Source organism: Streptomyces sp. NPDC031132, from assembly GCF_055570595.1.
The window spans coordinates 237,469-262,028 of record NZ_JBVIGX010000009.1; the positions used below are offsets into that span (position 1 = coordinate 237,469).

The 24,560-nt window shown below is 71.9% G+C and carries 23 protein-coding genes and 5 tRNA genes; 12 read left to right on the forward strand and 16 right to left on the reverse strand.

The genetic code is table 11. The features are described from left to right. Positions 1-12: 12 nt before the first annotated feature. Complete coding sequence (locus tag ACZ49B_RS16665) at positions 13-279, reverse strand: DUF3073 domain-containing protein (protein WP_468306018.1); 267 nt, start codon at positions 277-279, stop codon at positions 13-15. Positions 280-558: 279 nt separating this feature from the next. Beyond that, positions 559-1,686, reverse strand: coding sequence for a Leu/Phe/Val dehydrogenase (locus ACZ49B_RS16670; protein ID WP_468306020.1), 1,128 nt, complete (start codon positions 1,684-1,686; stop codon positions 559-561). Between the two features lie 193 nt (positions 1,687-1,879). On the opposite strand from ACZ49B_RS16670, the gene ACZ49B_RS16675 reads away from it, so the two are divergent. Further along, positions 1,880-2,734, forward strand: a complete 855-nt coding sequence (locus ACZ49B_RS16675) for a DUF8083 family protein (protein WP_468306022.1) — start codon at positions 1,880-1,882, stop codon at positions 2,732-2,734. Between the two features lie 558 nt (positions 2,735-3,292). Next, positions 3,293-3,499, forward strand: coding sequence for a developmental transcriptional regulator BldC (bldC, locus tag ACZ49B_RS16680; protein ID WP_003949541.1), 207 nt, complete (start codon positions 3,293-3,295; stop codon positions 3,497-3,499). 578 nt (positions 3,500-4,077) lie between these two features. On the opposite strand, the gene ACZ49B_RS16685 is transcribed toward bldC, so the two are convergent. Both ACZ49B_RS16685 and hrpA read right to left on the reverse strand, forming a co-directional pair. Beyond that, positions 4,078-4,151: transfer RNA gene (locus ACZ49B_RS16685), tRNA-Asp, on the reverse strand. A 69-nt stretch (positions 4,152-4,220) separates the two neighbouring features. After that, the gene (gene hrpA / locus ACZ49B_RS16690; RefSeq protein ID WP_468306024.1) at positions 4,221-8,156 is read right to left on the reverse strand and encodes an ATP-dependent RNA helicase HrpA; all 3,936 of its coding nucleotides are present in this window, start codon (positions 8,154-8,156) and stop codon (positions 4,221-4,223) included. A gap of 118 nt (positions 8,157-8,274) precedes the next feature. Between hrpA and ACZ49B_RS16695 the strand changes: the two genes are divergently transcribed. The 3 genes from ACZ49B_RS16695 to ACZ49B_RS16705 are packed head-to-tail and all read left to right on the forward strand — an operon-like array spanning position 8,275 to position 10,374. Continuing rightward, the gene (locus tag ACZ49B_RS16695) at positions 8,275-8,721 is read left to right on the forward strand and encodes a hypothetical protein (protein WP_468306026.1); all 447 of its coding nucleotides are present in this window, start codon (positions 8,275-8,277) and stop codon (positions 8,719-8,721) included. Positions 8,722-8,776: 55 nt separating this feature from the next. Beyond that, positions 8,777-9,532, forward strand: coding sequence for a DsbA family protein (locus tag ACZ49B_RS16700; RefSeq protein ID WP_468306029.1), 756 nt, complete (start codon positions 8,777-8,779; stop codon positions 9,530-9,532). Then, positions 9,529-10,374, forward strand: a complete 846-nt coding sequence (locus tag ACZ49B_RS16705; RefSeq protein WP_468306031.1) for a cytochrome c biogenesis CcdA family protein — start codon at positions 9,529-9,531, stop codon at positions 10,372-10,374. Before ACZ49B_RS16700 ends, ACZ49B_RS16705 begins: the two co-directional genes overlap by 4 nt. 36 nt (positions 10,375-10,410) lie before the next feature. On the opposite strand, the gene ACZ49B_RS16710 is transcribed toward ACZ49B_RS16705, so the two are convergent. The 3 genes from ACZ49B_RS16710 to ACZ49B_RS16720 form a co-directional block, all read right to left on the reverse strand. Beyond that, positions 10,411-10,487, reverse strand: a tRNA-Phe gene (locus ACZ49B_RS16710). Positions 10,488-10,509: 22 nt separating this feature from the next. After that, positions 10,510-10,583 (reverse strand) — tRNA-Asp (locus ACZ49B_RS16715). A gap of 39 nt (positions 10,584-10,622) precedes the next feature. Further along, positions 10,623-10,695 (reverse strand) — tRNA-Glu (locus tag ACZ49B_RS16720). A 128-nt stretch (positions 10,696-10,823) separates the two neighbouring features. Between ACZ49B_RS16720 and ACZ49B_RS16725 the strand changes: the two genes are divergently transcribed. The 6 genes from ACZ49B_RS16725 (at position 10,824) to ACZ49B_RS16750 (ending at position 15,548) form a co-directional block, all read left to right on the forward strand. Continuing rightward, entirely contained in the window at positions 10,824-11,174 is a 351-nt protein-coding gene (locus ACZ49B_RS16725; protein WP_468306034.1) for a metallopeptidase family protein, read from the forward strand. Next, positions 11,171-11,668 carry a FluC/FEX family fluoride channel gene (locus ACZ49B_RS16730; RefSeq protein ID WP_468306036.1) on the forward strand — a complete coding sequence of 166 codons (498 nt, stop codon included), beginning with the start codon at positions 11,171-11,173 and terminating at the stop codon, positions 11,666-11,668. Before ACZ49B_RS16725 ends, ACZ49B_RS16730 begins: the two co-directional genes overlap by 4 nt. Next, positions 11,665-12,039: a fluoride efflux transporter CrcB gene (gene crcB, locus ACZ49B_RS16735; protein WP_468306039.1), complete on the forward strand. Its 375-nt coding sequence runs from the start codon at positions 11,665-11,667 to the stop codon at positions 12,037-12,039. Before ACZ49B_RS16730 ends, crcB begins: the two co-directional genes overlap by 4 nt. 209 nt (positions 12,040-12,248) lie before the next feature. Further along, entirely contained in the window at positions 12,249-12,761 is a 513-nt protein-coding gene (locus ACZ49B_RS16740) for a hypothetical protein (RefSeq protein ID WP_468306042.1), read from the forward strand. A gap of 307 nt (positions 12,762-13,068) precedes the next feature. Further along, the gene (locus ACZ49B_RS16745; RefSeq protein ID WP_383507353.1) at positions 13,069-15,318 is read left to right on the forward strand and encodes a DEAD/DEAH box helicase; all 2,250 of its coding nucleotides are present in this window, start codon (positions 13,069-13,071) and stop codon (positions 15,316-15,318) included. Positions 15,319-15,475: 157 nt separating this feature from the next. Then, positions 15,476-15,548: transfer RNA gene (locus ACZ49B_RS16750), tRNA-Lys, on the forward strand. 228 nt (positions 15,549-15,776) lie between these two features. Here the strand turns inward: ACZ49B_RS16750 and ACZ49B_RS16755 are convergent. The 3 genes from ACZ49B_RS16755 to ACZ49B_RS16765 form a co-directional block, all read right to left on the reverse strand. Next, on the reverse strand, positions 15,777-16,535 hold the full coding sequence (locus ACZ49B_RS16755) for a hypothetical protein (RefSeq protein ID WP_468306045.1): 759 nt from the start codon (positions 16,533-16,535) through the stop codon (positions 15,777-15,779). Positions 16,536-16,695: 160 nt separating this feature from the next. After that, positions 16,696-17,328, reverse strand: coding sequence for a hypothetical protein (locus tag ACZ49B_RS16760; protein WP_468306048.1), 633 nt, complete (start codon positions 17,326-17,328; stop codon positions 16,696-16,698). 296 nt (positions 17,329-17,624) lie between these two features. Beyond that, entirely contained in the window at positions 17,625-17,792 is a 168-nt protein-coding gene (locus ACZ49B_RS16765) for a hypothetical protein (protein ID WP_468306051.1), read from the reverse strand. Positions 17,793-18,128: 336 nt separating this feature from the next. Here ACZ49B_RS16765 and ACZ49B_RS16770 point away from each other — a divergent pair, with 336 nt between their 5' ends. Beyond that, entirely contained in the window at positions 18,129-19,112 is a 984-nt protein-coding gene (locus tag ACZ49B_RS16770) for a helix-turn-helix transcriptional regulator (RefSeq protein ID WP_468306053.1), read from the forward strand. Positions 19,113-19,156: 44 nt separating this feature from the next. Here ACZ49B_RS16770 and ACZ49B_RS16775 read toward each other — a convergent pair whose 3' ends face one another. From ACZ49B_RS16775 to ACZ49B_RS16800, 6 genes are read right to left on the reverse strand one after another with little or no spacing between them, the layout of a single operon-like run. Further along, the gene (locus ACZ49B_RS16775) at positions 19,157-19,642 is read right to left on the reverse strand and encodes a rhodanese-like domain-containing protein (RefSeq protein WP_468306056.1); all 486 of its coding nucleotides are present in this window, start codon (positions 19,640-19,642) and stop codon (positions 19,157-19,159) included. After that, positions 19,587-20,636, reverse strand: coding sequence for a hypothetical protein (locus ACZ49B_RS16780; protein WP_468306059.1), 1,050 nt, complete (start codon positions 20,634-20,636; stop codon positions 19,587-19,589). The genes ACZ49B_RS16775 and ACZ49B_RS16780 overlap by 56 nt, the downstream gene beginning before the upstream one ends. Then, positions 20,633-22,276 (reverse strand): methionine--tRNA ligase, encoded by a 1,644-nt coding sequence (locus ACZ49B_RS16785; protein WP_468306061.1) that lies wholly within the window; start codon positions 22,274-22,276, stop codon positions 20,633-20,635. The genes ACZ49B_RS16780 and ACZ49B_RS16785 overlap by 4 nt, the downstream gene beginning before the upstream one ends. Beyond that, complete coding sequence (gene epsC, locus ACZ49B_RS16790; protein ID WP_468306064.1) at positions 22,273-22,911, reverse strand: serine O-acetyltransferase EpsC; 639 nt, start codon at positions 22,909-22,911, stop codon at positions 22,273-22,275. The genes ACZ49B_RS16785 and epsC overlap by 4 nt, the downstream gene beginning before the upstream one ends. Further along, on the reverse strand, positions 22,898-24,106 hold the full coding sequence (locus ACZ49B_RS16795) for an NAD(P)/FAD-dependent oxidoreductase (RefSeq protein ID WP_468306066.1): 1,209 nt from the start codon (positions 24,104-24,106) through the stop codon (positions 22,898-22,900). Before ACZ49B_RS16795 ends, epsC begins: the two co-directional genes overlap by 14 nt. After that, positions 24,103-24,546, reverse strand: coding sequence for a cupin domain-containing protein (locus ACZ49B_RS16800; protein WP_468306069.1), 444 nt, complete (start codon positions 24,544-24,546; stop codon positions 24,103-24,105). Before ACZ49B_RS16800 ends, ACZ49B_RS16795 begins: the two co-directional genes overlap by 4 nt. Positions 24,547-24,560 lie beyond the last annotated feature (14 nt).

The window sequence follows — 24,560 nt, forward strand, 5'->3', positions numbered from 1 at the left end:
CGCATAAGAGCGTCAAGCGCCGCGGCGCTGTGCCGACGGTCCGGACCCTTCGTCCTCGTCGTCGTCGTCATCGCTGTTGTACAGATCCGCGTACTTGGCGTACGGGTCGTCGTCGTCCAGATCGTCATCGACTTCGACCGGCTCGCTGACAGGCAGCAGCGGTTCCGTCGGCGATGCGCCCAGCTCATTGGCCAGACGCGAGAGGTCAGTCCCGCCGCTGTTGTACTTCAGCTGGCGGGCGACCTTTGTCTGCTTGGCCTTGGCCCGGCCGCGCCCCATGGCTCGACCCCCTCGGTGACGGGGCTCGACGGCCCCAGAGTCTGACACGCGTTCATGGTTCGGAGCGGGCTCTCCGTGGAGAGACCGTCCGTAGGGGTTTAACGGTACCTGCTTCCGCGGCCATACGGTACGCCGCCCGCATGACGTGCCCCGGTGCAGGACCAATGAGGCGCCCCGTCCTCGCTGGTCAGCTGCGATTTTAACCCTTTCCTGGCGGGCGACCCGCCGAAGTGCAGTGAGTTCCGTCTCGCCGCAACCCCGGCGGGCGCACGCAGGTGCCTACAGGGCGGGGGCCGAGCCCTTCGCGGCCTTCGCGGCGCGGGCGTCCGCCATCCGCTGCTCGGCGATCCGGTCGGCCGCCGCGGCCGGCGGGATCCCGTCCGTCTTCGCGCGAGCAAATATGGCCAGGGTGGTGTCGAAGATCTTCGCGGCCTTGACCTTGCAGCGGTCGAAGTCGAAGCCGTGCAGCTCGTCGGCGACCTGGATGACCCCGCCCGCGTTCACCACGTAGTCGGGCGCGTAGAGGATCCCGCGGTCCGCGAGGTCCTTCTCCACACCCGGGTGGGCGAGCTGGTTGTTCGCGGCGCCGCACACGACCTTGGCGGTCAGGGCGGGTACCGACTCGTCGTTCAGCGCGCCGCCGAGTGCGCAGGGGGCGTAGATGTCCAGGCCCTCGGTGCGGATCAGGGCATTGGTGTCCGCCACGGCGGTGACCTGCGGGTGCTTGTCGAGGATCCGGCGCACCGACTCCTCGCGGACGTCCGTGATCACGACCTCGGCGCCGTCCTCCAGGAGGTGCTCGACGAGGTAGTGGCCGACCTTGCCGACTCCGGCCACGGCGACCTTGCGGCCGCGCAGGGTCGGGTCGCCCCACAGGTGCTGGGCGCTGGCCCGCATGCCCTGGAAGACACCGAACGCGGTGAGGACCGAGGAGTCGCCGGCGCCGCCGTTCTCGGGGGAGCGGCCGGTCGCCCAGCGGGTCTCGCGGGCCACGACGTCCATGTCCGCGACGTACGTGCCGACGTCGCAGGCCGTCACGTAGCGGCCGCCGAGGGACTCCACGAACCGGCCGTAGGCCAGCAGCAGTTCCTCGGACTTCAGGACGTCCGGGTCCCCGATGATCACGGCCTTGCCGCCGCCGAGGTCGAGACCGGCCATGGCGTTCTTGTAGGACATGCCGCGCGAGAGGTTGAGCGCGTCCATGACGGCCTCCTCGTCGGAGGCGTACGCGTGGAAGCGCGTACCGCCGAGGGCGGGGCCCAGGGCGGTGGAGTGGATCGCGATGACGGCCTTCAGGCCGGAGGCTCGGTCCTGGCACAGCACGACTTGCTCGTGGCCGCCCTGTTCCGAACGGAACAGGGTGTGCAGGACGCCGTCGGTCATTTCGGTCACGGTGGTGACTCCCATGGAAGAGATGCGGCGGAATGACGCCCGCCCTGCGGGTGGGGGAGGGCGCGCTGGGAGCAGCGTAAGACCTGCAGGGCGTGTGCAGTCGACCTGTCCGTAGATCGAAACACTCCCGGAGTATGGGCGGCCGGACCTGGAGGTCCGGCGGACGCCCGGCGGAGTATCGCCGGGCGGTGCGGGGGAGTACGAGAGCGTGAGCGAAACCTCCGACCCCAGGCTGCCCTCGGCGCGCTCGGCGCCGACCGTCCCGTACGCCTCCTACCTGCGCGTCTACGAGCCCCTGGCGGCTTTTGCGGAGCCGGAGCGCGCGCACTGGGCCGCGTACGCCCGGCGCGGGGTGGTCCCGACCGCCCAGGACGAACTGCGACGCTCCCTCTCCGACTTGGTCCGGGTCCCGGTGGTCGGGGTGCCGGCGCACGAGAGCGCGGACGCGTTCACGGCGGAGGTGGACGGGGTGCTGCTGGTCTGCCCGTGGCGGACCAGACTGCGCGGCTGGCTGGCGCTCCAGGAGCTGGCGGACCAGTTCCCCCTCCCGGTGCTGGACGCGGCGCTCCCGCCGGCGGCGAGGCGGCGGGCGGCCGAGGAGTACGAGCGCTGGCGCGAGCGGAATCCGGATGCGCGCCCGTGGATCCGTACCGCGGTGTGGCAGGTGCCACTGCGCTGGTTCGTGCTGGTGGCCGACGACGAGCGGGAGTACCTGCCGGGCGAGCGGCTGCGCTACCGCACCCCGATGGTGCAGGCCCGGCGGCGGCTCGCGCGAGGACTGCGGACGCTGCGGGAGGCCGACGGGTACGGGGGGCTCGCGGACGGGCTGGTGGAGGTCGGCAGCTGGCTGGAGGAGTTCCACCCGCGCTCGATGGTCGAGCTGGACTACGGGGGCCTGGTGCACGCGCTGCCGGCGGACCGGCTGCGCTCCGACCGCTCGGCCCGGGACGTGGCGGCGGGGATCGCGGCGCTGCGGGCCGGGGACGAGGCCGGGGCGGCGGAGGCGTACGAGGAGCTGGCGGAGCGCTGGCGGGAGGTCCGGGAGAGACTGTTCGCGAACTGACCGGCGGCGGGGGCCGACGGCGGCGGCGAGGGCGTCGCGTACCGTGCGTATCGGTCGATCAGCCACAAGTGGCTGATCGGAGGCGTGATCACCACATTCAGGTCTTAGTTCCAGGACCTACGTCCCGATACGGGCCATTGGCCCAAGCGTGACGGACCGCACTAACTACACCCTTGCGCCCTTCCCCTACCCTCGTGCCAAAATAGGACAAGGAGTCCGGGGAGGGTTCCTTCCGCCCAACTAAGGGCGGAATGCTCGGCATTGCGCTCTACGGGGGGTCCTGACGACTCCTGATCACTCTGTGACTGATCGTCACAGTGGGGTGACTGTCCGTTATGGGACGGTCCATCGGCTTCCGCCGCTGATGAACACCTCGGAGGGCAATTCCATCGGTTTGGCCGTCGAGGCTGGACGGATGGTGTAGTTGTAGTGCCGAGGACAAGCCGTTCGTCCTATAACCGACTCGGCCCGCGTATGTCCATTTCGGGCAACGCGGGCCAAGGTGCAGAATTTAGAGGAAAGAACCGAGATGGTTCGGTTCTCCCGAGGAGGCCGCTCATGACCGCTCGCACCCCTGATGCCGAGCCGCTGCTGACCCCGGCTGAGGTTGCCACGATGTTCCGCGTGGACCCGAAGACGGTCACCCGCTGGGCCAAGGCTGGCAAGCTCACGTCCATCCGCACCCTGGGTGGACACCGCCGATACCGCGAGGCCGAGGTTCGCGCACTGCTCGCGGGAATTCCGCAGCAGCGCAGCGAGGCCTGAGGTCGCGCAAGCACGTAAGCACCCCGCTTTACCGGGCTTGAATCGGGTCCCCCAATCCGATGAAACCCACATGGCTTCAAACGCTCGGACCTGCCCCAACAGGTTCTCGGCGTTCGATCGCGCTGGACTCCGCCGGGTCCAGCGCGATCTTTTTTATGCCCGGGGACGGGTGGATTCGGGCTGATGCGGGGCGCCGGCGGGGTAGGTGCCATTGCACATATTAAATCGAGCACGCGTATGGGTGCGATAAATGTGCGAGTCTCAAAAACTCATGTGGTGACTCCCGTCACAGGTTGTCACTCTTGTACAACCGGCAATGCACCCGTAAGGGGACGTGCGTCGCAGAGCGCCTCATGCGGATGGGGGATTTCCGTGGCGGTTGCCCGGGCGGGTCCGAGGCAAACCCCGGGAGTCTCCCGCAGGCCCTCTGGACGGCCGCTGGGGGCTCCCAAGGGGGCGCGGAGGGGCGGCGGGTGGGCCGGAGAGGCGTGGAGGCGTGGAGGGTGCGGAGAAGCGCGGAGGCTGCGGACAACGCATCAGGGCCCGTATCCCTGGGGATACGGGCCCTGATGTTGTTGCGAACCTGACGGGACTTGAACCCGCGACCTCCACCTTGACAGGGTGGCGAGCTAACCAACTGCTCCACAGGTCCTTGATTTGCGGCCGCTCGGCGGCTGCGAATCAGACTGTACCCCAGCTCAGGGGGTGCAGTCGAACCCGATCAGCGGGCCGGCCCCGGGGCCGCCGCGTCCACCGCCTTCACGATCCGCTTGTCGGAGACCGGGTACGCCGTCCCGAGCGCGTGCGCGAAGTAGCTGACCCGGAGTTCCTCGATCATCCAGCGGATGTCGGTGACCGCGGACGGCACCGGCCGACCCTTCGGCAGCTGCTCCAGCAGCCACGCGTACTCGTCCTGCATCTCGTGGACCTTCTCCATGCGCGTGGTGTCGCGCTGGGCGCCCGTCGGCATCTGCTGGAGCCGCCGGTCCACCGCCACCAGGTAGCGCATCAGGTCCGCGAGCCGCCGCAGGCCGGTGAGCGTCACGAAGCCCGCGGGCACGAGGGCCGCCAGCTGCGTCTTCACGTCCTGCACGTTCGCCACCAGGGCCAGGCTGTTCACGGCCTTCAGGCGGCGCTCACAGGCCTGCCAGGCGGCCAGCACCTGCTGCACCTGGCCCACCGTCCGCACGGTCGTGTCCACGAGGTCTGCGCGTACGGCCTCGTAGAGCGCGCGGAAGCCCGCCTCGTCCCAGGCCGGGCCGCCGTGGTCGGCGATCAGCTTGTCGGTCGCGGCGGTCGCGCAGTCGTCGAACAGCGCCTGGATCGAGCCGTGCGGATTGCGGGACAGGGCCAGCTTCTGCTGGTTGGTCAGGTGGTCGGAAGCGAACTTCGCCGGGTTCACCGGGATGTTCAGCAGGATCAGGCGCCGGGTGCCCAGCCACATCGCCTGCTGCTGCTCGGCCTCCGTGTCGAAGAGCCGTACGGAGACGCTCGCGCCCTCGTCCACCAGCGCCGGGTACGCCTTCACCGGCTGGCCGGCCCGCCGGGTCTCGAAGACCTTGGTCAGCGTGCCGATCGTCCAGTCGGTCAGCCCGGTGCGCTCCAGCGACTCCCCGCCCGCCCGCTCGGCGGTGGCCGCGGCGGCCTTGGAGAGGGCCTGGCGGGCCTTCGGCTTCAGCTTCAGCCGCAGGGCCTCCAGGTCCTTGTCCTCGGCGAGGTTCTTGCGGCGCTCGTCGACGATCCGGAAGGTGATCTTCAGGTGGTCCGGGATCCGGGACAGGTCGAAGTCCTCGGCGGAGACCGGGACCCCGACCATCCGCTGGAGCTCGCGCGCCAGCGTCACGGGCAGCGGCTCCTGCAGGGGCACGGCCGTGTCCAGGAACCGGGTCGCGAAGTTCGGCGCGGGCACGTAGTGCCGGCGGATCGGCTTCGGAAGGGACCGGATCAGCTCGGTGACGACCTCGGCCCGCAGGCCCGGGATCTGCCAGTCGAAGCCCTCGTCGGTGACCTGGTTGAGCACCTGGAGCGGGATGTGGACGGTCACGCCGTCGGCGTCCGCGCCCGGCTCGAACTGGTAGGTCACCCGGAACTTGAGCTGCCCCTGCCGCCAGGAGTCGGGATAGTCGGCCTTGGTGACCCCGGCCGCCTTCTCCGTGAGCAGCATCTCGCGCTCGAAGTCGAGGAGTTCGGGCTCCTCCCGCTTCTTGTGCTTCCACCAGGAGTCGAAGTGCGCGCCCGAGACCACGTGCTCGGGGATCCGCTGGTCGTAGAAGTCGAAGAGGGTCTCGTCGTCCACGACGATGTCGCGGCGCCGCGCCCGGTTCTCCAGCTCCTCCACCTCGGTGAGGAGCTTTCGGTTGTCGGCGTAGAACTTGTGGTGGGTCCGCCAGTCGCCCTCGACCAGCGCGTTGCGGATGAACAGCTCGCGCGAGACCTCCGCGTCGATCCGGCCGTAGTTGATCTTCCGCTGCGCGACGATCGGCACGCCGTACAGCGTGACCTTCTCGTACGCCATGACGGCCGCCTGGTCCTTCTCCCAGTGCGGCTCGCTGTAGGTGCGCTTGATCAGGTGCTGGGCCAGCGGCTCGACCCACTCGGGCTCCACCTTGGCGTTGACCCGGGCCCACAGCCGCGAGGTCTCCACCAGCTCGGCCGACATCAGGAACTTCGGCTGCTTCTTGAAGAGCGCCGAGCCGGGGAAGATCGCGAACTTGGCGGAGCGGGCCCCCAGGTACTCGTTCTTGTCGGTGTCCTTGAGGCCGATGTGCGAGAGCAGGCCGGCCAGCAGCGAGATGTGCACGCTCGTCTCGGGCGCGTCGGCCTCGTTGACGTGGATGCCCATGCCCTTGGCGACCGTACGCAGCTGCGAGTAGATGTCCTGCCACTCGCGGATCCGCAGGAAGTTCAGGTACTCCTGCTTGCACATCCGGCGGAACGAGGACGAGCCGCGCTCCTTCTGCTGCTCGCGCAGGTAGCGCCACATGTTCAGGAACGAGAGGAAGTCGCTCGTCTCGTCCTTGAACCGGGCGTGGTTCTGGTCGGCCTGCGTCTGCTTGTCCGAGGGCCGCTCGCGCGGGTCCTGGATGGACAGGGCCGCCGCGATGACCATGACCTCGCGGACGCAGTTGTTCTTGTCGGCCTCGACGACCATGCGGGCCAGGCGCGGGTCCACGGGCAGCTGGGAGAGCTGCCGGCCCATGGGCGTCAGCTTCTTGCGGGGGTCCTTCTCCGTCGGGTCGAAGGCGCCGAGCTCCTGGAGCAGCTGGACGCCGTCGCGGATGTTGCGGTGGTCCGGCGGGTCGATGAAGGGGAACTTCTCGATCTCGCCGAGGCCGGCCGCGGTCATCTGGAGGATGACGGAGGCCAGGTTCGTGCGCAGGATCTCGGCGTCCGTGAACTCGGGACGGGCGTTGAAGTCGTCCTCGGAGTAGAGCCGGATGCAGATGCCGTCGCTGGTACGGCCGCAGCGGCCCTTGCGCTGGTTGGCGCTGGCCTGGGAGATCCGCTCGATGGGCAGGCGCTGGACCTTGGTGCGGTGGCTGTAGCGGGAGATCCGGGCATTGCCCGGGTCGATCACGTACTTGATGCCGGGGACGGTGAGGGAGGTCTCGGCGACGTTGGTCGCGAGAACGATCCTCCTGCCCGTGTGCTGCTGGAACACGCGGTGCTGCTCGGCGTGCGAGAGGCGGGCATAGAGGGGGAGGACCTCGGTGAACCGGAGGTTCCGCTTGTTGAGGGCGTCCGCCGTGTCGCGGATCTCGCGCTCGCCGGAGAGGAAGACCAGGACGTCGCCCGGCCCCTCGGACTGGAGCTCGTCCACCGCCTCGCAGATCGCCGTGATCTGGTCGCGGTCGCTCTCCTCGCTGTCGTCCTCGAGGAGGGGCCGGTAGCGCACCTCGACCGGATACGTACGGCCGCTGACCTCGACGATCGGGGCCTCGCCGAAGTGGCGGGAGAAGCGCTCCGGGTCGATGGTCGCCGAGGTGATCACGACCTTGAGGTCGGGGCGCTTCGGCAGCAGCTGGGAGAGGTAGCCCAGCAGGAAGTCGATGTTGAGGGACCGCTCGTGGGCCTCGTCGATGATGATCGTGTCGTACGCGCGCAGCTCGCGGTCCGTCTGGATCTCGGCGAGCAGGATGCCGTCGGTCATCAGCTTCACGAAGGTCGCGTCCTGGTCCACCTGGTCGGTGAAGCGGACCTTCCAGCCGACCGTCTGGCCGATCTCGGACTTGAGCTCCTCGGCGATCCGCTCCGCGACGGTGCGGGCGGCGATCCGGCGGGGCTGGGTGTGCCCGATCATGCCCCGGACGCCGCGGCCCAGCTCCATGCAGATCTTGGGGATCTGCGTGGTCTTGCCGGAACCGGTCTCACCGGCGACGATCACGACCTGGTGGTCGCGTATCGCCTCGGCGATCTCGTCCTTCTTCTGGCTGACGGGCAGGTTCTCGGGATACGTGACCTCCGGCATCCGCGAGGCACGGCCGGCCAGTCGCGCGGCGGCCTTCTCGGCCTCCGCGGCGATCTCGTCGAGCACGGCCTGCTTGGCCTCGGGCTTGCGGATGCGGCGGGCGCCTTCGAGGCGGCGGCCGAGGCGGTGCGCGTCACGGAGGGAGATCTCACCGAGAAGCGTCTGCAGGGCGGCGAAGGAAGTAGACATACCTGATCGAGGATCTCACCCGCAGGTGCCGGGTGGCGAACGCATTTGTGCCCCCTCCCCGTACCATTTCGGGACGAGATCACCTGAACCGACCCGCCGACCGAGTGAGAGGCCCGCCATGTCCCGCGTCCGTGGAGTGTGGTGGCTGCTCGGCGCCGTCCTCGCGGTCCTGGTCGGGTGTGCGGTGCCCGCGGCGGCGGTTCCGTTTCCGGGTCCGGTTTCGGGTCCGGTTTCGGGTCCGGTCTCCGGTTCGGTCTCCGGTGCGGTCCGGGGGCCGGTTTCCGTTTCGGCTGCTTCGGGTGCCTCGGCCGCTCCGGCGGGCCCGGGTGTGGCCCGCGCCGTGGCCGACACCGGCCGGGGGCCCTCCTGCGATCCCGGGACGCGGGACCTGGGCCGGGCTCCGGGCGTGCCGCCGCGCGGAGCCGGGGAGCATGCGCACGCACCGGTGGGGCGGCCCGCGGTGGAGCAGGTCTGGGGGGCCCGGACGCTGCCCGTACGGGTGCTCGTCCGCGGGCCCGACCAGCCGGCGCCGGGTCCGGTGGAGCTGTCCGTGATGCGGGTGTAGAGGACCGGCCCCGCCCGCCGGTCCGATCCACCATCCGCTGCTCTGGAGCACCCGTATGTCCCCCTCCCCTTCCTCTTCACCCTCCCCTTCCGCGCGCAAGCCGCTGCTGATCTCCGCCGGGGTGGCGCTCGCCGCCGTCACCCTCGGGCTCGTGTCCTGGCAGGCGACCGCGCCCGAGGACGCCCCCGCCAGGACCTCCTCCTCGGCGTCCGCGCCCGAGGCCTCCGACGTCCACGCCGAGCTGGCGAAGCTCGCCCGGCGCGAGTCCGGCGACAAGCTCGCCGCCGGGCGGCCCGACGCCTCCGTCGTGCTGATCGAGTACTCCGACTTCAAGTGCGGCTACTGCGGCAAGTTCGCCCGCGACACCGAACCCGCACTGGTGAAGAAGTACGTCGAGGACGGCACCCTGCGCATCGAGTGGCGCAACTTCCCGATCTTCGGCGCCGACTCCGAGGCCGCCGCCAAGGCCGCCTGGGCCGCCGGGCAGCAGGACCGGTTCGCGCAGTTCCACGCGGCCGCGTACGCCGACGGCGCCAAGGAGAAGGGCTTCGGCCGGGCGCGGTTGCTGGAGCTGGCCCGCGAGGCCGGTGTCCCGGACCTCGAGCGCTTCCAGCGGGACATGGCCGGCGAGGCGGCCGCGGCCGCCCTGCAGAAGGACCAGGAGGAGGGCTACCGCATCGGCGTCAGCTCCACCCCGTCCTTCCTGGTCAACGGGCAGCCGATCGCGGGCGCCCAGCCGCTCGACGCCTTCGCCGCGGCGATCGCCAAGGCCAAGGCCAGGGCGCAGGCCGAGCCGCAGGCTGCGAAGTGACCGGCGTCGGCGACATCGGGTATCTGGCCGCGCTGCTGGGCGGGCTGCTCGCGCTGCTCAGCCCGTGCAGCGCGCTGCTGCTGCCCGCCTTCTTCGCGTACTCGATCGACTCCGCCTCGCGGCTGCTGGCGCGGACCGGGATCTTCTACGCGGGCCTCGCGAGCACCCTCGTACCGCTGGGCGCGGCCGGCTCGTACGCCGGGCGGTTCTTCCACAGCAACCGCGACGGGTTGGTCCTGGCCGGCGGCTGGCTGATCATCGCGCTCGGGCTCGCGCAGATCCTGGGCCTGGGCTTCGCCTCGAAGCGGATCTCGGAGCTGTCCGGGCGGATCCGGCCGACCACCGCCCTGTCGGTGTACGCGCTGGGCGCGGTCTACGGGCTGGCCGGGTTCTGCGCCGGCCCGATCCTGGGCAGCGTCCTGACGGTGGCGGCGGTCAGCGGCAGCCCGGTCTACGGCGGCCTGCTGCTGGCGGTGTACGCGCTGGGGATGGCCGTACCGCTGTTCGTGCTGGCGCTGCTGTGGGAGCGGTTCGACCTGGGCCGGCGGCGCTGGCTGCGCGGGCGGGCCGTCCGGGTGGGCCGCTTCGAGCTGCACACCACCTCGCTGCTGTCCGGGCTGTTCTTCATCGCCCTCGGCGCGCTGTTCCTCGCGTACGACGGGGCGAGCGCGCTGCCGGGGCTGCTCGACGTGGACGACTCGTACGCGGTGGAGCAGCGGGTGCGGTCGTTCGCGGACGCGGTCCCGGACTGGGCGCTGCTCGGGCTGGTGGCCGCCGGGGCGGTGGCGGTCGGTGTGACGCAGTGGCGTCGTCGGACCGGCCCCGAGACCGGGGCGGAGTAACGCAGAAGGCCCCGTCCGATGGACGGGGCCTTCTTGTGGTGGCTGGGGCCGGGGTCGAACCGGCGACCTATCGCTTTTCAGGCGATCGCTCGTACCAACTGAGCTACCCAGCCACGAGACCGTTTCCGGTCTCAGCGATCCTGACGGGACTTGAACCCGCGACCTCCACCTTGACAGGGTGGCGAGCTAACCAACTGCTCCACAGGACCTTGCAGTGTGCGAGACCAAGTCTTGCACACGGTAATGCGTACCCCCAACGGGATTCGAACCCGTGCTACCGCCTTGAAAGGGCGGCGTCCTGGGCCACTAGACGATGAGGGCTAAAGGCCCGCCTGGGCGCTTTCCAGCGCGTCGGGGACGTGAGAAGCATATGGGATCCGGGGAGCTATCGCCAAAACGGTTTCTCCCCGGCACGCGGGAAGGGCCCCCACCGGAGGGACAATGGCCCGGTGCTGGAGATGACGCGCGAGGAGTTCGAAGAGCTCGTCGCAGAGGCCCTGGACCGCATCCCGCCGGAGCTGACGCGGCTGATGGACAACGTGGCGGTGTTCGTCGAGGACGAACCGCCGGCGGACGATCCCGAGCTGCTCGGGCTGTACGAGGGGACCCCGCTGACGGACCGCGGCGAGTGGTACGCCGGGGTGCTGCCCGACCGGATCACGATCTACCGGAATCCCACGTTGCGGATGTGCGGGGACCGGGAGAGCGTGATCGCGGAGACGGAGGTCACCGTCGTGCACGAGATCGCCCATCACTTCGGGATCGACGACGAGCGGCTGCACGCGCTGGGCTACGGGTGACCGGGCCGGAGCCGGGCGGCACCGGCCCCGCCGAGGCGATCGATCCGGACGTCGACCTCCACGTGCCGGGGCAGCGCGCCGAACGGCCCGGCCCGGTGCTCGCCGCGATCGCGGCGGGCGGGGCGCTCGGTTCCTCGGCGCGGTACGCGGCGGTGCTGTCGTGGCCGGCCGGGCCGGGCGGCTTCCCGTGGGCGACGTTCTGGACCAACGTGATCGGCTGTGCGCTGATCGGGGTGCTGATGGTGCTGATCAGCGAGGGCGGCCGGTCGGCGCCGCATCCGCTCGTCCGGCCGTTCGTCGGGGTCGGCGTGCTCGGCGGGTTCACCACCTTTTCCACGTACGCGGTGGACTTCTCGCGGCTGCTGGAAGCGGGGGAGCCCGGGACTGCGCTGGCGTACGCCGGGCTCACGGTGGCCGCCGCGCTGGGCGCGGTGTGGGCGGCGGCTTCGGCGACCCGCCTCGGGGTGCGTGTCGCGCTGCGGGGGCGGGCGTGAACTGGCTGCTGGTGGTGGCGGGTGCGGTCGTCGGGGCGCCCCTGCGCTATCTGACGGACCGTGCGGTGCAGGCGCGGCACGACTCGGTGTTCCCGTGGGGCACGTTCGTGGTGAACGCGGGCGCCTGCCTGGTGCTCGGGCTGCTGGCGGGGGCGGTGCTGGCAGGTGCGGCCTCGGCGCGGCTGAACCTGCTGCTGGGGACCGGGTTGTGCGGGGCGCTGAGCACGTACTCGACGTTCTCGTACGAGACGCTGCGGCTGTACGAGCGCGGCCGGCGGTTCCTGGCGGCGGCGAACGTGGCGGCCTCGGTGCTGGCGGGGCTGGGCGCGGTGACGCTGGGGTCGCAGGTGGCGCGGCAGTTGTTCGCCTGAGACGGCCGGCCCTCGCCGTGTCGGAGCCGCCGGTCCGCCCGGTGTGCGCCCGGTGTGCGCCCGCGGTGGGGCGGCGGATTGCGGACAGGCGGTGTCCCCAAGGGCGTGTCCCTTACGGGGCAAAGGGAGTTGGGCACATTGACCCGCTCACCGCGGACCCTGACCGCCCTCCTCCGGCCCCTGCCGGGGGGACCCCCAGGAGGTGCCCCGTGCGCCAGTTGTCCGCTTCCCTCCGACTGGTCGTCTCCGCGCTCGCGGTCGCGGCCACGGCGGGCTGTATGAGCGTCGGCGAGGACGGCGCGAAGCCCGGGCCCTCCTCGTCGGCGGACCGCAAGGCGGCCGCCGAGGCGGCCGGAGGTTCCGTTTCCGGCAAGGGGTCGGGCATCCACGGCAACGGCCGCGGATCGAAGCCCGGCGCGGCGGGCGAGGAGGGCAAGCCGGCCGAGGACGGCAAGGCGTCCGGAGCCACCGGTGCCTCCCCCAGCCCGGGCGCGCCCGCCGGCCGGCCGGGAGCCCCCTCGCCGTCGGCGGGTCCGGGCGGCGGCGCCGGCGGCCAGGGTCCGCAGCAGCCCACCTCGGGCGGATCCGGAAGCGGCGGCTCCGGTGGGACGCAGGTCACGCCGCCCGCCCAGTCGCCGAGCCCGGAGCCGCCCGTGACTTCGCCCACACCGCCCGCCCCGACGCCACCCGCGCCGGAGCCCAGCGCCTCGCCCTCCGTGTAGCCGCGGGCCGGCCCCGGGGGCGGTCGCGGGTCGGTGTCGGGTCCCTGGATCGGGTGGATCGTCGCAGGTCAGGGCGGGTCCGGCCGGAGCGACTTGCCAGACCCGGGGGAGGGTGCGTATGGTTATAGATCGTTTGATCCCATTGCCCGGCGCCGAATCCGAAGAGCGCCGTGTGGCGCGTACTCTCCCTAGCCGTGGCTGACCGCATTGAGGCGGTCGATTTGCGATTCACGGAGTTTGGGCGCGTGCCGAGACTCCGGAAGGTTTCGCATTTCGCATGTCCATTTCCAGTTCTGACCGTGCCGTCATGCCCGAGAACGACTCGAACGAGATCGTCGACGCCGTCGAGGCCCTTGTGGTCACCGAGGCCATCGAGGCCGCTGAGGCCGACGAGATCATCGAGGCCCTCGAGGCCGACGTGACGACCGACCAGTCCATCGACGCCGAGGCGGACGACGCCGACGCCGAGCCCACCATCACCTTCGGCGACCTCGGTCTGCCCGAGGGCGTGGTGCGCAAGCTCGCGCAGAACGGTGTCACCTCCCCCTTCCCGATCCAGGCCGCGACCATCCCGGACGCGCTGGCCGGCAAGGACATCCTCGGCCGCGGCCGCACCGGCTCCGGCAAGACCCTCTCCTTCGGTCTGCCCACCCTGGCCCGCCTGGCCGGTGGCCACACCGAGAAGAAGAAGCCCCGCGCGATCATCCTCACGCCGACGCGTGAGCTCGCGATGCAGGTCGCGGACGCCCTCCAGCCGTACGGCGACGTGCTCGGCCTGAAGATGAAGGTCGTCTGCGGCGGTACCTCCATGGGCAACCAGATCTACGCCCTGGAGCGCGGTGTCGACGTCCTCGTCGCCACCCCGGGCCGTCTGCGCGACATCATCAACCGCGGCGCCTGCTCCCTCGAGAACGTCGAGGTGGCCGTCCTCGACGAGGCCGACCAGATGGCCGACCTGGGCTTCCTGCCCGAGGTCACCGAGCTGCTCGACCAGATCCCCGGCGGCGGCCAGCGCATGCTCTTCTCCGCCACCATGGAGAACGAGATCGGCACCCTGGTCAAGCGCTACCTGTCCAACCCCGTCACGCACGAGGTCGACAGCGCGCAGGGCAACGTCACGACCATGACGCACCACGTCCTCGTCGTGAAGCCGAAGGACAAGGCGCCGGTCACGGCCGCCATCGCCGCCCGCAAGGGCCGCACCATCATCTTCGTCCGCACCCAGCTGGGCGCCGACCGCATCGCCGAGCAGCTCGTCGAGGCCGGCGTGAAGGCCGACGCGCTGCACGGCGGCATGACGCAGGGCGCCCGTACCCGCGTCCTCGCGGACTTCAAGGACGGCTACGTCAACGCGCTCGTCGCGACCGACGTCGCCGCCCGCGGCATCCACGTCGACGGCATCGACCTGGTCCTGAACGTGGACCCGGCCGGCGATCACAAGGACTACCTGCACCGCTCGGGCCGTACGGCTCGTGCCGGCAAGTCGGGCGTCGTGGTCTCCCTCGCCCTGCCGCACCAGCGCCGCCAGATCTTCCGCCTGATGGAGGACGCGGGCGTCGACGCCTCGCGCCACATCGTCCAGGGCGCCGGCGCGTTCGACCCGGAGGTCGCCGAGATCACCGGTGCGCGTTCGCTGACCGAGGTCCAGGCCGACTCCGCGAACAACGCCGCCAAGCAGGCCGAGCGCGAGGTCGCCGACCTCACCAAGCAGCTGGAGCGCCTGACCCGTCGTGCCGCCGAGCTGCGCGAGGAGGCCGACCGCCTGGTCGCCCGCTCCGCGCGTGAGCGCGGCGAGGACCCGGAGGCCGCTGTCGCCGAGGTGGCCGAGGCCGCCGAGGCCGAGGTCGCGGCCGCCGTCGCGGCCACGCCGGCCGCCGACGAGCGCCCGGCCTTCCAGGCCCGTGACGACCGGGGCAACTACGAGCGCCGCGACAACCGTCGCGACGACCGTGGTGGCGACCGCGGCGGTGACCGTGGCGGCTTCCGCCGTGACGACCGTCCGTCGGGCGGCTTCCGCTCCGGTGGCGACCGTCGTGACGACAACCGTGGTGGCGGCTTCCGTCGCGACGACCGTCCGTCCGGTGGCTTCAACCGTGACGACCGTGGTGGCGACCGTGGCGGCTTCCGCCGTGACGACCGTCCGTCGGGCGGCTTCCGCTCCGGTGGCGACCGTCGTGACGACAACCGTGGTGGCGGCTTCCGTCGCGACGACCGTCCGTCCGGTGGCTTCAACCGTGACGACCGTGGTGGCGACCGTGGCGGCTTCCGCCGTGACGACCGTCCCTCCGGTGGCTTCCGCTCCGGCGGCAGCGACCGCCCGTCCGGCGGCTTCCGTCGCGACGACCGTCCGTCCGGTGGCTTCAACCGTGACGACCGTGGTGGCGACCGTGGCGGCTTCCGTCGCGACGACCGTCCCTCCGGTGGCTTCCGCTCCGGCGGCAGCGACCGCCCGTCCGGCGGCTTCCGCCGCGACGACCACCGCCCGTCCGGCTCCGGCTCGACCGGCTCCTTCGGTGGCCGCCGCGACGACAAGCCCCGCTGGAAGCGCAACGGCTGACACCGGCCCCCGGCTCTGAGCTGATGGCCTGACAGGGCCCCCACGACACCGTCGTGGGGGCCCTGTTCTGCGTTTTGCGCGCCGTGACGGGGCCGGTCAGCCGATACTCGATCGGCTGACCGTTGGTCTCCGGCTATGCTCTGGGGTGAGCACGTGAGGGCCATTAGCTCAATTGGCAGAGCAGCGGACTTTTAATCCGTTGGTTGTCGGTTCGAGTCCGACATGGCCTACCGCTCCGAGGCCAGGGGGAACCCCCTCTGACCTGCCCTGAGCGCCCTTCCGGTTCTGACCGGAGGGGCGCTCAGTCGTTCCGCCCCTCGCGCATGACCGGCCACTGCCCCGTCACGCCCTGGCCGGGCCGCAGCCCGTCCGAGGGCCGCGCTCAGGGACGACCACAGCGGCAGCTTGCTCACCGCCTCCTGGTCGGTCCGGGGGCGAGCCGGCGACGGGCGGGCGCACTACGGGCGAGGTGTGGCCATCGCCGTCGCGATGAAGTCCGCAGCCTCCATCTCGTCCAGCCGGACCAGTCCGAAATCCGCGGCCTTCTCCGCGGTCACGGGAAGAGCGCCCGTCGGCTCCCAGCGCAGGCCGTCCCGGCTGAACGCCTCGCTGCTCCGGTCACCGCGTACGACGCGCTGCCGCAGCAGCGGGCCCTGCCGGTCGGCAGCCATGTAGTACGTGATGCGCCCCTCCGCGTCCAACGCGTCGAGCATCGCGCCCTCGAGGGAGCTCAGGTGCGGGGTGCCCAGGTGGCCCTGGAGAGTTCCGGGGCGTAGCAGCACACCGGTCAGGTCGAGGAAACCGGCGTTGTCACGGAGGAACTCGCCGCCCCGCTCGTAGAACAGGACCAGGGGCTCGTAGAGGTCGGGCAGGTCCCCGCCGGCCGACGGATTCTGCGCACTGAGCCCGGCCATGCGGACCGCGCCCGCACAGGTGCGCTTGATGGAGTCGTCTCCGGTCAGCTGCCCCAGGAATTCCTGAAGCTCCTTTGCGACGTTCGGGGAAAGCGCGAAGTTCGGGTCCACGTAGTCGGCGGCGTCGAAGAAGGGCCACGCGCTCTCGGCCGAGTACGCCTGCGCCCACATGCCCGCCCGCCGGAGGTACTCGCGCATCAACACACGACGAGACATGACGTGGGCGACGGCGTCGTCCCAGTCACCCGTCCATTCCACCGCGCGCAGGCGCTCCAGCATCGCGGATGCTGCCCGGTCGGTCACTTCGCGATTCCCTTCGACCGCAACTCCTGCAGGATTGCTGCCGTCACCTCGTCGATGTCGGTCACGCGCCGCGTGAACCCCGGCATCTCGGTCACCACGTGTTCGGTGAGGAGCCTCGCCACAGGCGTCGTGGAGCGTTTGTCGGCGGCGGATCTTTGCATCAACAAGTGAGGTCCGGCCCACGGCCGTCGATGAGGTCGGGAGCCCTCAGCCCGTGGCCCTCGGCCTGGCCGAAGTACGTTGGTTCACCGAGCTCGGCCTCGACTCCGAGCAGTGCGTCGAGTTCCCGCAGGGCCGCTGCGAGGCGCGGCGCATTCCAGGCGTGGACGGTCGGGTGCGGCTGTCCACGGAAGTCGCACGGTCCCCAGACGTCGTGGTACACGGACAGCTCGGCCCAAGGACCGATCTCGTCGGGCGACACCATGAGCTCGAGCAGGCGGAACTCGTTGCGGCGCCTTCCGTCCGCGTCCAGCCAGGCACCGGACCCCAGCACGAGGATCCCCGCCATCTCGGCAGCCGGATGGCCGACTGGCCGGCAGGCCCGCACGTCCTCCACCAGCAACGCGTCGTCGAGCGAGCGCCCCACGAGACTGAGGCTGGAGGTGATGCCGAGGCCGCCCTTACCGACCTCGAACCAACTCCATTCGAGGGCAACCGGCTCCAGCAGACCGTGGTTCCCCAGAACGGCGGACATGCGCGCCGCGGTCGTGAGCGCTGCGCCCAGGCCCGGCTCGGTCACCTCGTCCAGGTCCCAGAACCACGACCCGCATTCTCTCGGGGCACGCATCAGCATCGACATCTCTCTTCTGGCGATCCGGCTCTCAAACAGTCTCGGGCCAGTACTCCTTGTGCCACTGGAGGGCGGCGGCGAGAGCATGGTCGCCTCAGCGAGACAGCACCACTTCACCGCCGCCAAGTTGTTGCTACTGCTGCTCGGCCTTCTGCCTCGTCAGCGTGGCCTGGACGAAGGACCGTCCGACGCGACCGGCGCACAGTACGGCGGCGATGGCGATGCCCGCGAAGACTTGCCGAGCCGCTCGTCCGAGAAGGCCCGGCGCAGGCCGCGTGCCGGGCAGGGGGTTCAGGGCTTTACGACCAGCCCGGCTCGAGGGGGGCGGCCTGGGGGAGGGGCGGGGCCGGGGTGCTCGCCGCGGTTGCCGGGGCGAGCTCGCGGGCCTGGCCGGCGGTGCTCGTGCCGATCACGGCGATCAGGGCGGCGGCGGCGACGGTGATGAGGGTGACGAGCTTGCGACGCATGGTGGGGAAGCCTCTTATCGAGCCGGTGGGGTCAGGGGTGGTTGGCCGGATCTCTCGTTCCGGCGTGCCGCCATCGTGCCGAGCCGGGGAGTGCCGTGTCGCGTGTTTCCGCTGGCACAAAGCGCTCTGACATATCCGTGCCAGCCGGCCGGTTTTTTCGTCCCGGCGACTTCCGGACAGCCGCCCGCCGTGTCCGCGTGATGGACGGCGTTTGTGCGGCCGCTGGCTGGTGAGGACAATCCAGGGTGCAAGATCGGCCCTCGGAGGGCCGCGTACCGCCAGCGCTGTCGGTCCAAGCTGTGATGCCGCTCCGAACCGCGAGCTGGGGGGCTCTCCTTGTTGGTTTCTCTTGGGCTGACAGAGCGTTCGGATGCGCTCTACCGCCTCATCCTCAGACGGCCGGATCTCGCCGTCACCGATGTCGCCGCGGAACTCTCGCGGTCCGAGGACGACGTACGCGCGGACCTGGAGGAGCTGACCCGCCTCTCCCTCCTCGCGCCGAACTGGCGGACCGACGGGCGGCTGCGGGCGGTGAACCCGAAGGCCGCGCTCGATTCGCTGCTCGCACACCAGCAGGCGGAGATCGCCCAGCGCCACCGCGCCCTCGCCGAGAGCCAGGCCGCGGCCAGCGCGCTGCTGACGCAGTACGCCGAACTGCACCCGGCCCAGCCCGCGCACGAGGCCGAGCGGTTCCTCGGCGTCGAGGCGGTCCGGGCCAAGCTGAGCGAGATGTCGGCCCGTACCCGCCGCGAGTCGATCAGCTTCCATCCCGGCGGGCCGGTGCCCGCCGAGCAGTTCAAGGCCAGCGAGCCGCTGACCGAGGACCTCATCGCCCGCGGCGTGAAGATCCGGACCATCTACCAGGACGCCATCCGCAACGACGCCGGCAGCCTCGAGCACGCGCGCTGGCTGACCGAGCGGGGCGGCGAGGTGCGGACCGTACCCTCGCTGCCGATGCGGATGGTCATCACCGACCGCGAGTTCGCGCTGATGCCGATCGACCCGGCGGACAGCGCGCTGGGCGCGGTGCTGCTGCGGGAACCGGGCGCGGTCGCCGCCTTCTGCGCGCTGTTCGACTCGGTGTGGGAGACGGCCACCCCGTTCGGTGAGCCGCCCCGGCGCAGCCTCGACGACCCCGGTTCGCAGCCGCGCGAGCTGCTGCGCCTGCTGGCCCAGGGGTACACGGACGAGGCCGCCGCGCGCCGGCTGGGCATCTCCCTGCGCAGCGAGCGGCGGCTCATCTCGGAACTGATGGAGAGGCTGGACGCGCAGAGCCGTTTCCAGCTCGGGCAGCGGGCCGTCGAAGAGGGCCTGCTGTAGGCAGGGCCCTCCGCCCTCCGCCCTCCGCCGTTCGCCCTCCGCGTTCAGCAGCCGCAGGCCGCACCTTCCGCGACGGGGGCCGTCAGCGGGTCCGGCGGCGACTGGCGGATGCCGGCGGAGTCCTCGACCGGGAAGCCCTCCCGGGACCAGTACTCGAAGCCGCCGAGCATCTCCTTGACCCGGTACCCGGCGCTCGCGAAGGCGTACGCCGCCCGGGTCGCGCCGTTGCAGCCGGGGCCCCAGCAGTACGTGACCACCACGCCGCCCGGCGGCACCAGTTCGGCGGCGCGGGCCGGGATCTCGTCGGTGGGCAGGTGCACGGCGCCGGGGATGTGACCCTGCGCCCAGGCCTCGGCGCTGCGGCTGTCGACGAGGACGAAGCCGCCGGCGGCGGACTCCACGTCCGCGTGCACGTCGGCGACGTCGGCCTCGAAGGTGAAGCGGCGGTGGAAGTGGGCCGCGGCGGTCGCCGGGTCAGCCGGCGGGACGCGCAGCACCTTCGAGGACGCGGTGGCGGTCTGGGTGGTCATGATCGGTGGGCTCCTGAGGACGAGGACGAGGCCGGGGGCGGCGTACGGCCGCCACGGCGATGAAGGTGTAGAGGGCCGCGGTGGCTGCACCGGGGCCGATGAGCAGGACGGGCAGGTCCCATCGGGCGGCCCCGCCGAGGGCGAGGACACCGAGGGCGATCAGAGCTGCGGCCACCACCCCGCCGCGCCGGGTCCGGCCGGTCAGCTCGGTCCAACGGGCGGCGGTGGCCAGGAGGTTGGTACGGCAGTACGTCCAGCAGAGCGCGGCGGAGCCGGTCCCCAGTGCGGCCCGGACGGCCACCGAGGCCGCGGGCGGCGCCGGAGCGGTCGGCGGCGGCCCCAGGAGTACGGCGTACAGTGCGGCCGCCAGCGCGATGCCGAGCAGGGTTCCGCCCAGCGCCCGCCGCCGCGCCGCGGCGGGGACCGCCCCTTCGAGGCCGACCCAGCCGAACAGCAGGGGCACGGCCACCAGGAGCACGGCCCAGCCGGCCCGGTCCCCGGCCCCCGCTACCGGCAGCGGCCCGCCGAGCGCCCGCCAGGCCACGGCCAGCGCCAGCACCGCGGCCAGCCGCAGCCGCCGCCCCGCCGGGGACAGTCCCCGCGGGACGCACCACGCGTACGCGGCCGCGCTGCACAACACCCCGGCGGCGACCGCGTACGCCCGCCACCCCGAGTCCCCGAGCGCGAACTCGGCGGCCCCCAGGGCCACTCCCGCCTGACCGGTGGCGAAACCGCCGAAGTAGAGCGCGGTGGCCGCCCGGGCCGGTCCCGGGCCGAGCCGGTCCCGTACGAAGGCCACGGGCCCGGAGTCCGCCGTACCGCCGGCGGCGGCGACCAGCAGGCACCAGCCGGCCAGCACCCCCGCCACCACGGCCCCGGTCCAGGGGCCGGGCTGCGGGGCGAGCGCCGCCGGGAGCAGCAGGGCCCCGGCCCCGAGGACCGCGCCCAGCACCTGCGCCGCACCACCGGACCAGGAGTCCGGCGGGGTCGTCACGACAACTCGTGGAAGAACAGCGGGGTGGCGGTCGGCAGGGTCGTGCCCTCCGCCAGGAGCCGTCCCTCCACGCCGGCCCAGACGGGCATCCGCGTGCCGAGGTCCACCGGCAGGCCCAGGTGCCCGGCGAGGAACGCGGACCAGCCCGGCATCAGCGGCGCCGCGGTGACCGCGACCGCGGCCAGCAGCTCCACGTGCGCCGCGAGCCGGCCCGCGTACTCCTCGCGGGGCCCGCCGACCCGCAGCAGGGCGAGCTCCCGCAGGTCGGCGTCGCCCCGCTCGATCACGGTGGCCAGGGCGTCGGCGGCGCGCTGCGGGGAGAAGGCCTCGGCGCCGAGGGCGTCGGAGATCTGCTGCGGCAGCGCTGCGCGTTCGCCGGCCAGCGGGCCGTCCGGGGGCCCGGCGGTCGGCACGACGGAGTCGAAGTCCTGGGCGAGCAGGTCCAGTACGGTGTCGGTCCACCGCTCCAGGCCGCCGGCGAGGACGGTGCTGAGGGTGTCGGCGAACTCCTTCATGGAGAAGTTGTTCTGCGCCCGTTCCGGGCCGGTCAGGCACAGGTGGAAGCGCAGGGCGTCCGCGTTGACCCGGCGCAGGAACTCGCCGCCCCAGATGGCGTGGCCGCGGCTGGTGGAGAACTTGTCGCCCTCCAGCCGGTAGAACTCGTTGATGACGACCTGCGCGGGCAGGGTCAGTTCACCCTGGGCGAGCAGCAGCGCCGGCCACAGCACGGCGTGGGAGAACGAGCAGTCGAAGCCGATGAAGTTGACGATCCGGGTCTCGGGGTCGGTCCACAGCCGCTCCCACGCGGAGCGGTCGCCGTTGGCCTCGGCCACCCGCGCGGTGCCCGCCGCGTAGCCCCAGATGCCGCTGAACCAGGTGTCGAGGATGTGGCCCTCCCAGCCGGGCAGCGGGACGGGGATGCCGTAGTCCGCCTCGCGGCTGATCGCCGTGTCGGGCAGGGCCCGCTCGAACAGGCCGTCCAGGTACGAGACCAGCCGGGGCCGCCACTCGGCCTTGGCCTGCGCGTCGGCGTAGTACGCCTGGAGGCGCCCGCGCCAGCGCTCCAGCGGGAAGACGATGCGGCGCAGGGTCTTCGTCTCGGGTGCGTTCCAGCAGGCCGTGCAGCGGGGGGCCGCGAGCCCGGCCGGGTCCTGGGGGAGCCCGCAGGCCTCGCAGTACACGCCGTCGGAGGGCTCGGCGCAGAACTGGCACTCGCCGCGCACCTCGGCCTCGTACAGGTGCCGGTCGCAGGGCGCGCAGTGGAAGACGGGCAGCTCCTGCACCTCGAGGGCGCCGGACTCCCACAGTTCGAGGAAGAAGCGCTGGACGAACTCGGTGTGGGTGGAGTCGGTCAGCGGACGGGTGAACCAGTCGTGGTGCATGGCGCCCAGCGACAGGGTCTCCTCCATGCGGTCGCCGAAGAGCTTCGCGGTCGGGTACGCGGTGGAGCCGATCTCGGCGGCCCGGCGCGGTACGTAGCAGGAGTGCTCGTCGGAGTAGCCGACGTAGCGCACGTCGTGGCCGCGCTGGCGCAGGTGGCGGGTCAGGACGTCGGCGCCGAGGAAGGGGCCGGAGAGGTGGCCGAGGTGGAGGTCGCCGTTCGGGTTCGGCGGGGCGCTGGTGACGACGTAGGAGGTCATGATGCGTGGGTTCCTTCGGGGACGATCAGGGCGGAGGAGTCGAGGGGGGCCGCGGTGTCGAGCGGCGGCAGGGCGGCGGAGGCGGCCGCGACGACCCGGCTGCGGGGCGGCAGGTCGTCGAGCACGACCGAGTGAGCGCCGATGCGCGAGTCGGCGCCGATGGTGACCGGGCCGAGGACGCTGGCCCCGGTGCCGATGACGACGCGATCGCCGACGACGGGGTGGCGGCGGGATCCGGAGGGGCGGCGCAGGTCCTTCCACCAGCCCACCGAGCCGAGCGTGACCTGGTGGTAGAGCATCACGTCGTCGCCGATCCGGACGGTCTCGCCGATGACGACGGCCGTGCCGTGGTCGACGAAGAACCGGCGGCCGATCCGCGCCCCGGGGTGGATCTCGATGCCGGAGACGGCGCGGGCCAGCAGGGACAGGGCGCGGGCGGCCACGCGGTGGCCGCGGCCCCACAGCCAGTGCGCGACCCGGTACGTCCACAGGGCGTGGATGTGCGGGTAGAGCAGCACCTCGGCGCGGGACGTGGCGGCCGGGTCCTTGGCGAGGACGGTCTGCACGTCCTCGCGCAGCACCTCCCGCAGCGGGCGCCGCACCTCCTCCTCCAGGCCGTTCTCACATGTGGTCATACGGCGCCTCCGGACGGATCGGGCGGCCCGCGAGGAAGCGCTGCGGCCGGTACGGCTCCAGCAGCTCCTGCACGGCCTTGCCGGGGACGGCCCCGCCCTCGACGATCTCCTTTGCGGCGAGCTCGGCCACGGCGGGAGCCAGCTTGAAGCCGCCGCCGCTGAAGCCGAGGGCCAGGTACAGGCCGTCGGGCCCGGCCGCGCCCACGACCGGGCGCTTGTCGGGGGTGTAGCCGTCGAGGCCGGAGCGGGTGCCCGCGAGCGGTGCGGTCGCGGCGGCCGGGACCCGGTTCGCGATGGCGGCGATCGCGGCCTCCAGCTCGGCCTCGGTCAGCGGCTCCACGTCGCGGCCCAGCTCGGTGTCGGGCTTGCTGGGGACGCCGAAGTAGAAGCGGTCGAGGCCGTCGGGCCGGAAGTAGCTGCCGGTGGTGTCGTCGATGCAGGTCGGTACGGAGGACGCCGACCCGCGCCGGCCGGCACCCGGCAGCTCGGCCTGGGCCAGCCCGATCCGGCGCGCGGTGACCGGGATGTGGATGCCGAGGTGCTCGGCGGGGGCGGAGCCCCAGGCCCCGCCGGCGAGGACGACGAGCGGGGCGTCGATGCGGCCGATGGAGGTGAGGACGCCGGTGACGGTGCCCGCGGTCTCCAGCACCTTCCTGGCCCGGATGCCCTCGGAGGGGGAGACCCCGAGCCGGTAGGCGGCGGTGAGCAGCGCCGCGGAGGCGGCCATCGGGTCGGCGTAGCCGCCCTCGGGCTCGTACGCGGCGAGTGCGACGTCGTCGGTCCTCAGGCCGGGGTAGATCTCCTTCAGTTCGGCGGCGTCGATGACCTCGACGCGGCGGTATCCGGCGGCGTCCGCGGAGGCGGCGGCGTTGTAGCGCAGGTCGTCGGCGTGGTTCTCGCCGACGATCATGACGAATCCGGTGCGGCGGTAGCCGCAGTCGCCGCCGATGACGTCCGACCACTGCTCGAAGACGGGCAGGCTGCGGGCGGCGAGCCGGGTGTCGGCGACGGCCGTGTGGTGCAGCCGCAGCAGTCCACCGGAGCGGGAGGTGGCGCCCTGGGCGTTGACCCGGCCCTGGTCGCACAGGACGATCCGGCCGATGCCGGCGAGGGCGAGCTGGTGCGCGATGGCCGCACCGATCACCCCGCCGCCGACGACGACGGCGTCGGCGTGCGCGTGGACGATGGGACTCATGCGTCCACGCTCCGGTCCTCGGCCGCAGGGCCCGGGTCGGAAGCGCCCGGGTCCGTGATGCCGAACTCGGCGGCCCACTTGGCGCGGTCTCGGGCCACGGCGTCCGAGCCGCCCCACCAGATGGTGACGAAGCGCAGCCGGACGTCGCCGTCGTTGGTCAGGTCGTGGTCCTGGAACGGGGTGATGTACACGGTCTCGCCGGCGCGGACCCGGCGGCTCTCCGCGCCGATCCGCATCACTCCGCTGCCCTCGACGATGAAGAACATCTCGTTCTCGTCGTGGTCGTGCGGGGTGGAGGTGGCGCCGGGCGCCACGTCGACCCAGGCGCCGCCCCAGTTGGGCTCCTCGACGGCCTCGGGCCAGGGGAAGATCCGCCGGCCGCTGACGTTGTACGGCTCCTCGAAGACCATGTCGTCCTCGTGGGCGGTGAAGAGGTGCATCGCGTGCGGGTCCA

Excerpts from the sequence above, each read along its gene's own strand:
- ACZ49B_RS16775 (WP_468306056.1), bottom strand. The coding sequence starts at position 19,642 with ATGACCACCCAGACCGCCACCGCGTCCTCGAAGGTGCTGCGCGTCCCG.
- ACZ49B_RS16795 (WP_468306066.1), bottom strand. The coding sequence starts at position 24,106 with ATGAGTCCCATCGTCCACGCGCACGCCGACGCCGTCGTCGTCGGCGGC.
- ACZ49B_RS16745 (WP_383507353.1), top strand. The coding sequence starts at position 13,069 with ATGCCCGAGAACGACTCGAACGAGATCGTCGACGCCGTCGAGGCCCTT.
- ACZ49B_RS16760 (WP_468306048.1), bottom strand. The coding sequence starts at position 17,328 with ATGCTGATGCGTGCCCCGAGAGAATGCGGGTCGTGGTTCTGGGACCTG.
- epsC (WP_468306064.1), bottom strand. The coding sequence starts at position 22,911 with ATGACCACATGTGAGAACGGCCTGGAGGAGGAGGTGCGGCGCCCGCTG.
- ACZ49B_RS16665 (WP_468306018.1), bottom strand. The coding sequence starts at position 279 with ATGGGGCGCGGCCGGGCCAAGGCCAAGCAGACAAAGGTCGCCCGCCAG.
- ACZ49B_RS16800 (WP_468306069.1), bottom strand. The coding sequence starts at position 24,546 with ATGCACCTCTTCACCGCCCACGAGGACGACATGGTCTTCGAGGAGCCG.
- ACZ49B_RS16670 (WP_468306020.1), bottom strand. The coding sequence starts at position 1,686 with ATGGGAGTCACCACCGTGACCGAAATGACCGACGGCGTCCTGCACACC.
- bldC (WP_003949541.1), top strand. The coding sequence starts at position 3,293 with ATGACCGCTCGCACCCCTGATGCCGAGCCGCTGCTGACCCCGGCTGAG.
- ACZ49B_RS16765 (WP_468306051.1), bottom strand. The coding sequence starts at position 17,792 with ATGCGTCGCAAGCTCGTCACCCTCATCACCGTCGCCGCCGCCGCCCTG.
- ACZ49B_RS16700 (WP_468306029.1), top strand. The coding sequence starts at position 8,777 with ATGTCCCCCTCCCCTTCCTCTTCACCCTCCCCTTCCGCGCGCAAGCCG.
- hrpA (WP_468306024.1), bottom strand. The coding sequence starts at position 8,156 with ATGTCTACTTCCTTCGCCGCCCTGCAGACGCTTCTCGGTGAGATCTCC.
- ACZ49B_RS16785 (WP_468306061.1), bottom strand. The coding sequence starts at position 22,276 with ATGACCTCCTACGTCGTCACCAGCGCCCCGCCGAACCCGAACGGCGAC.
- ACZ49B_RS16695 (WP_468306026.1), top strand. The coding sequence starts at position 8,275 with ATGTCCCGCGTCCGTGGAGTGTGGTGGCTGCTCGGCGCCGTCCTCGCG.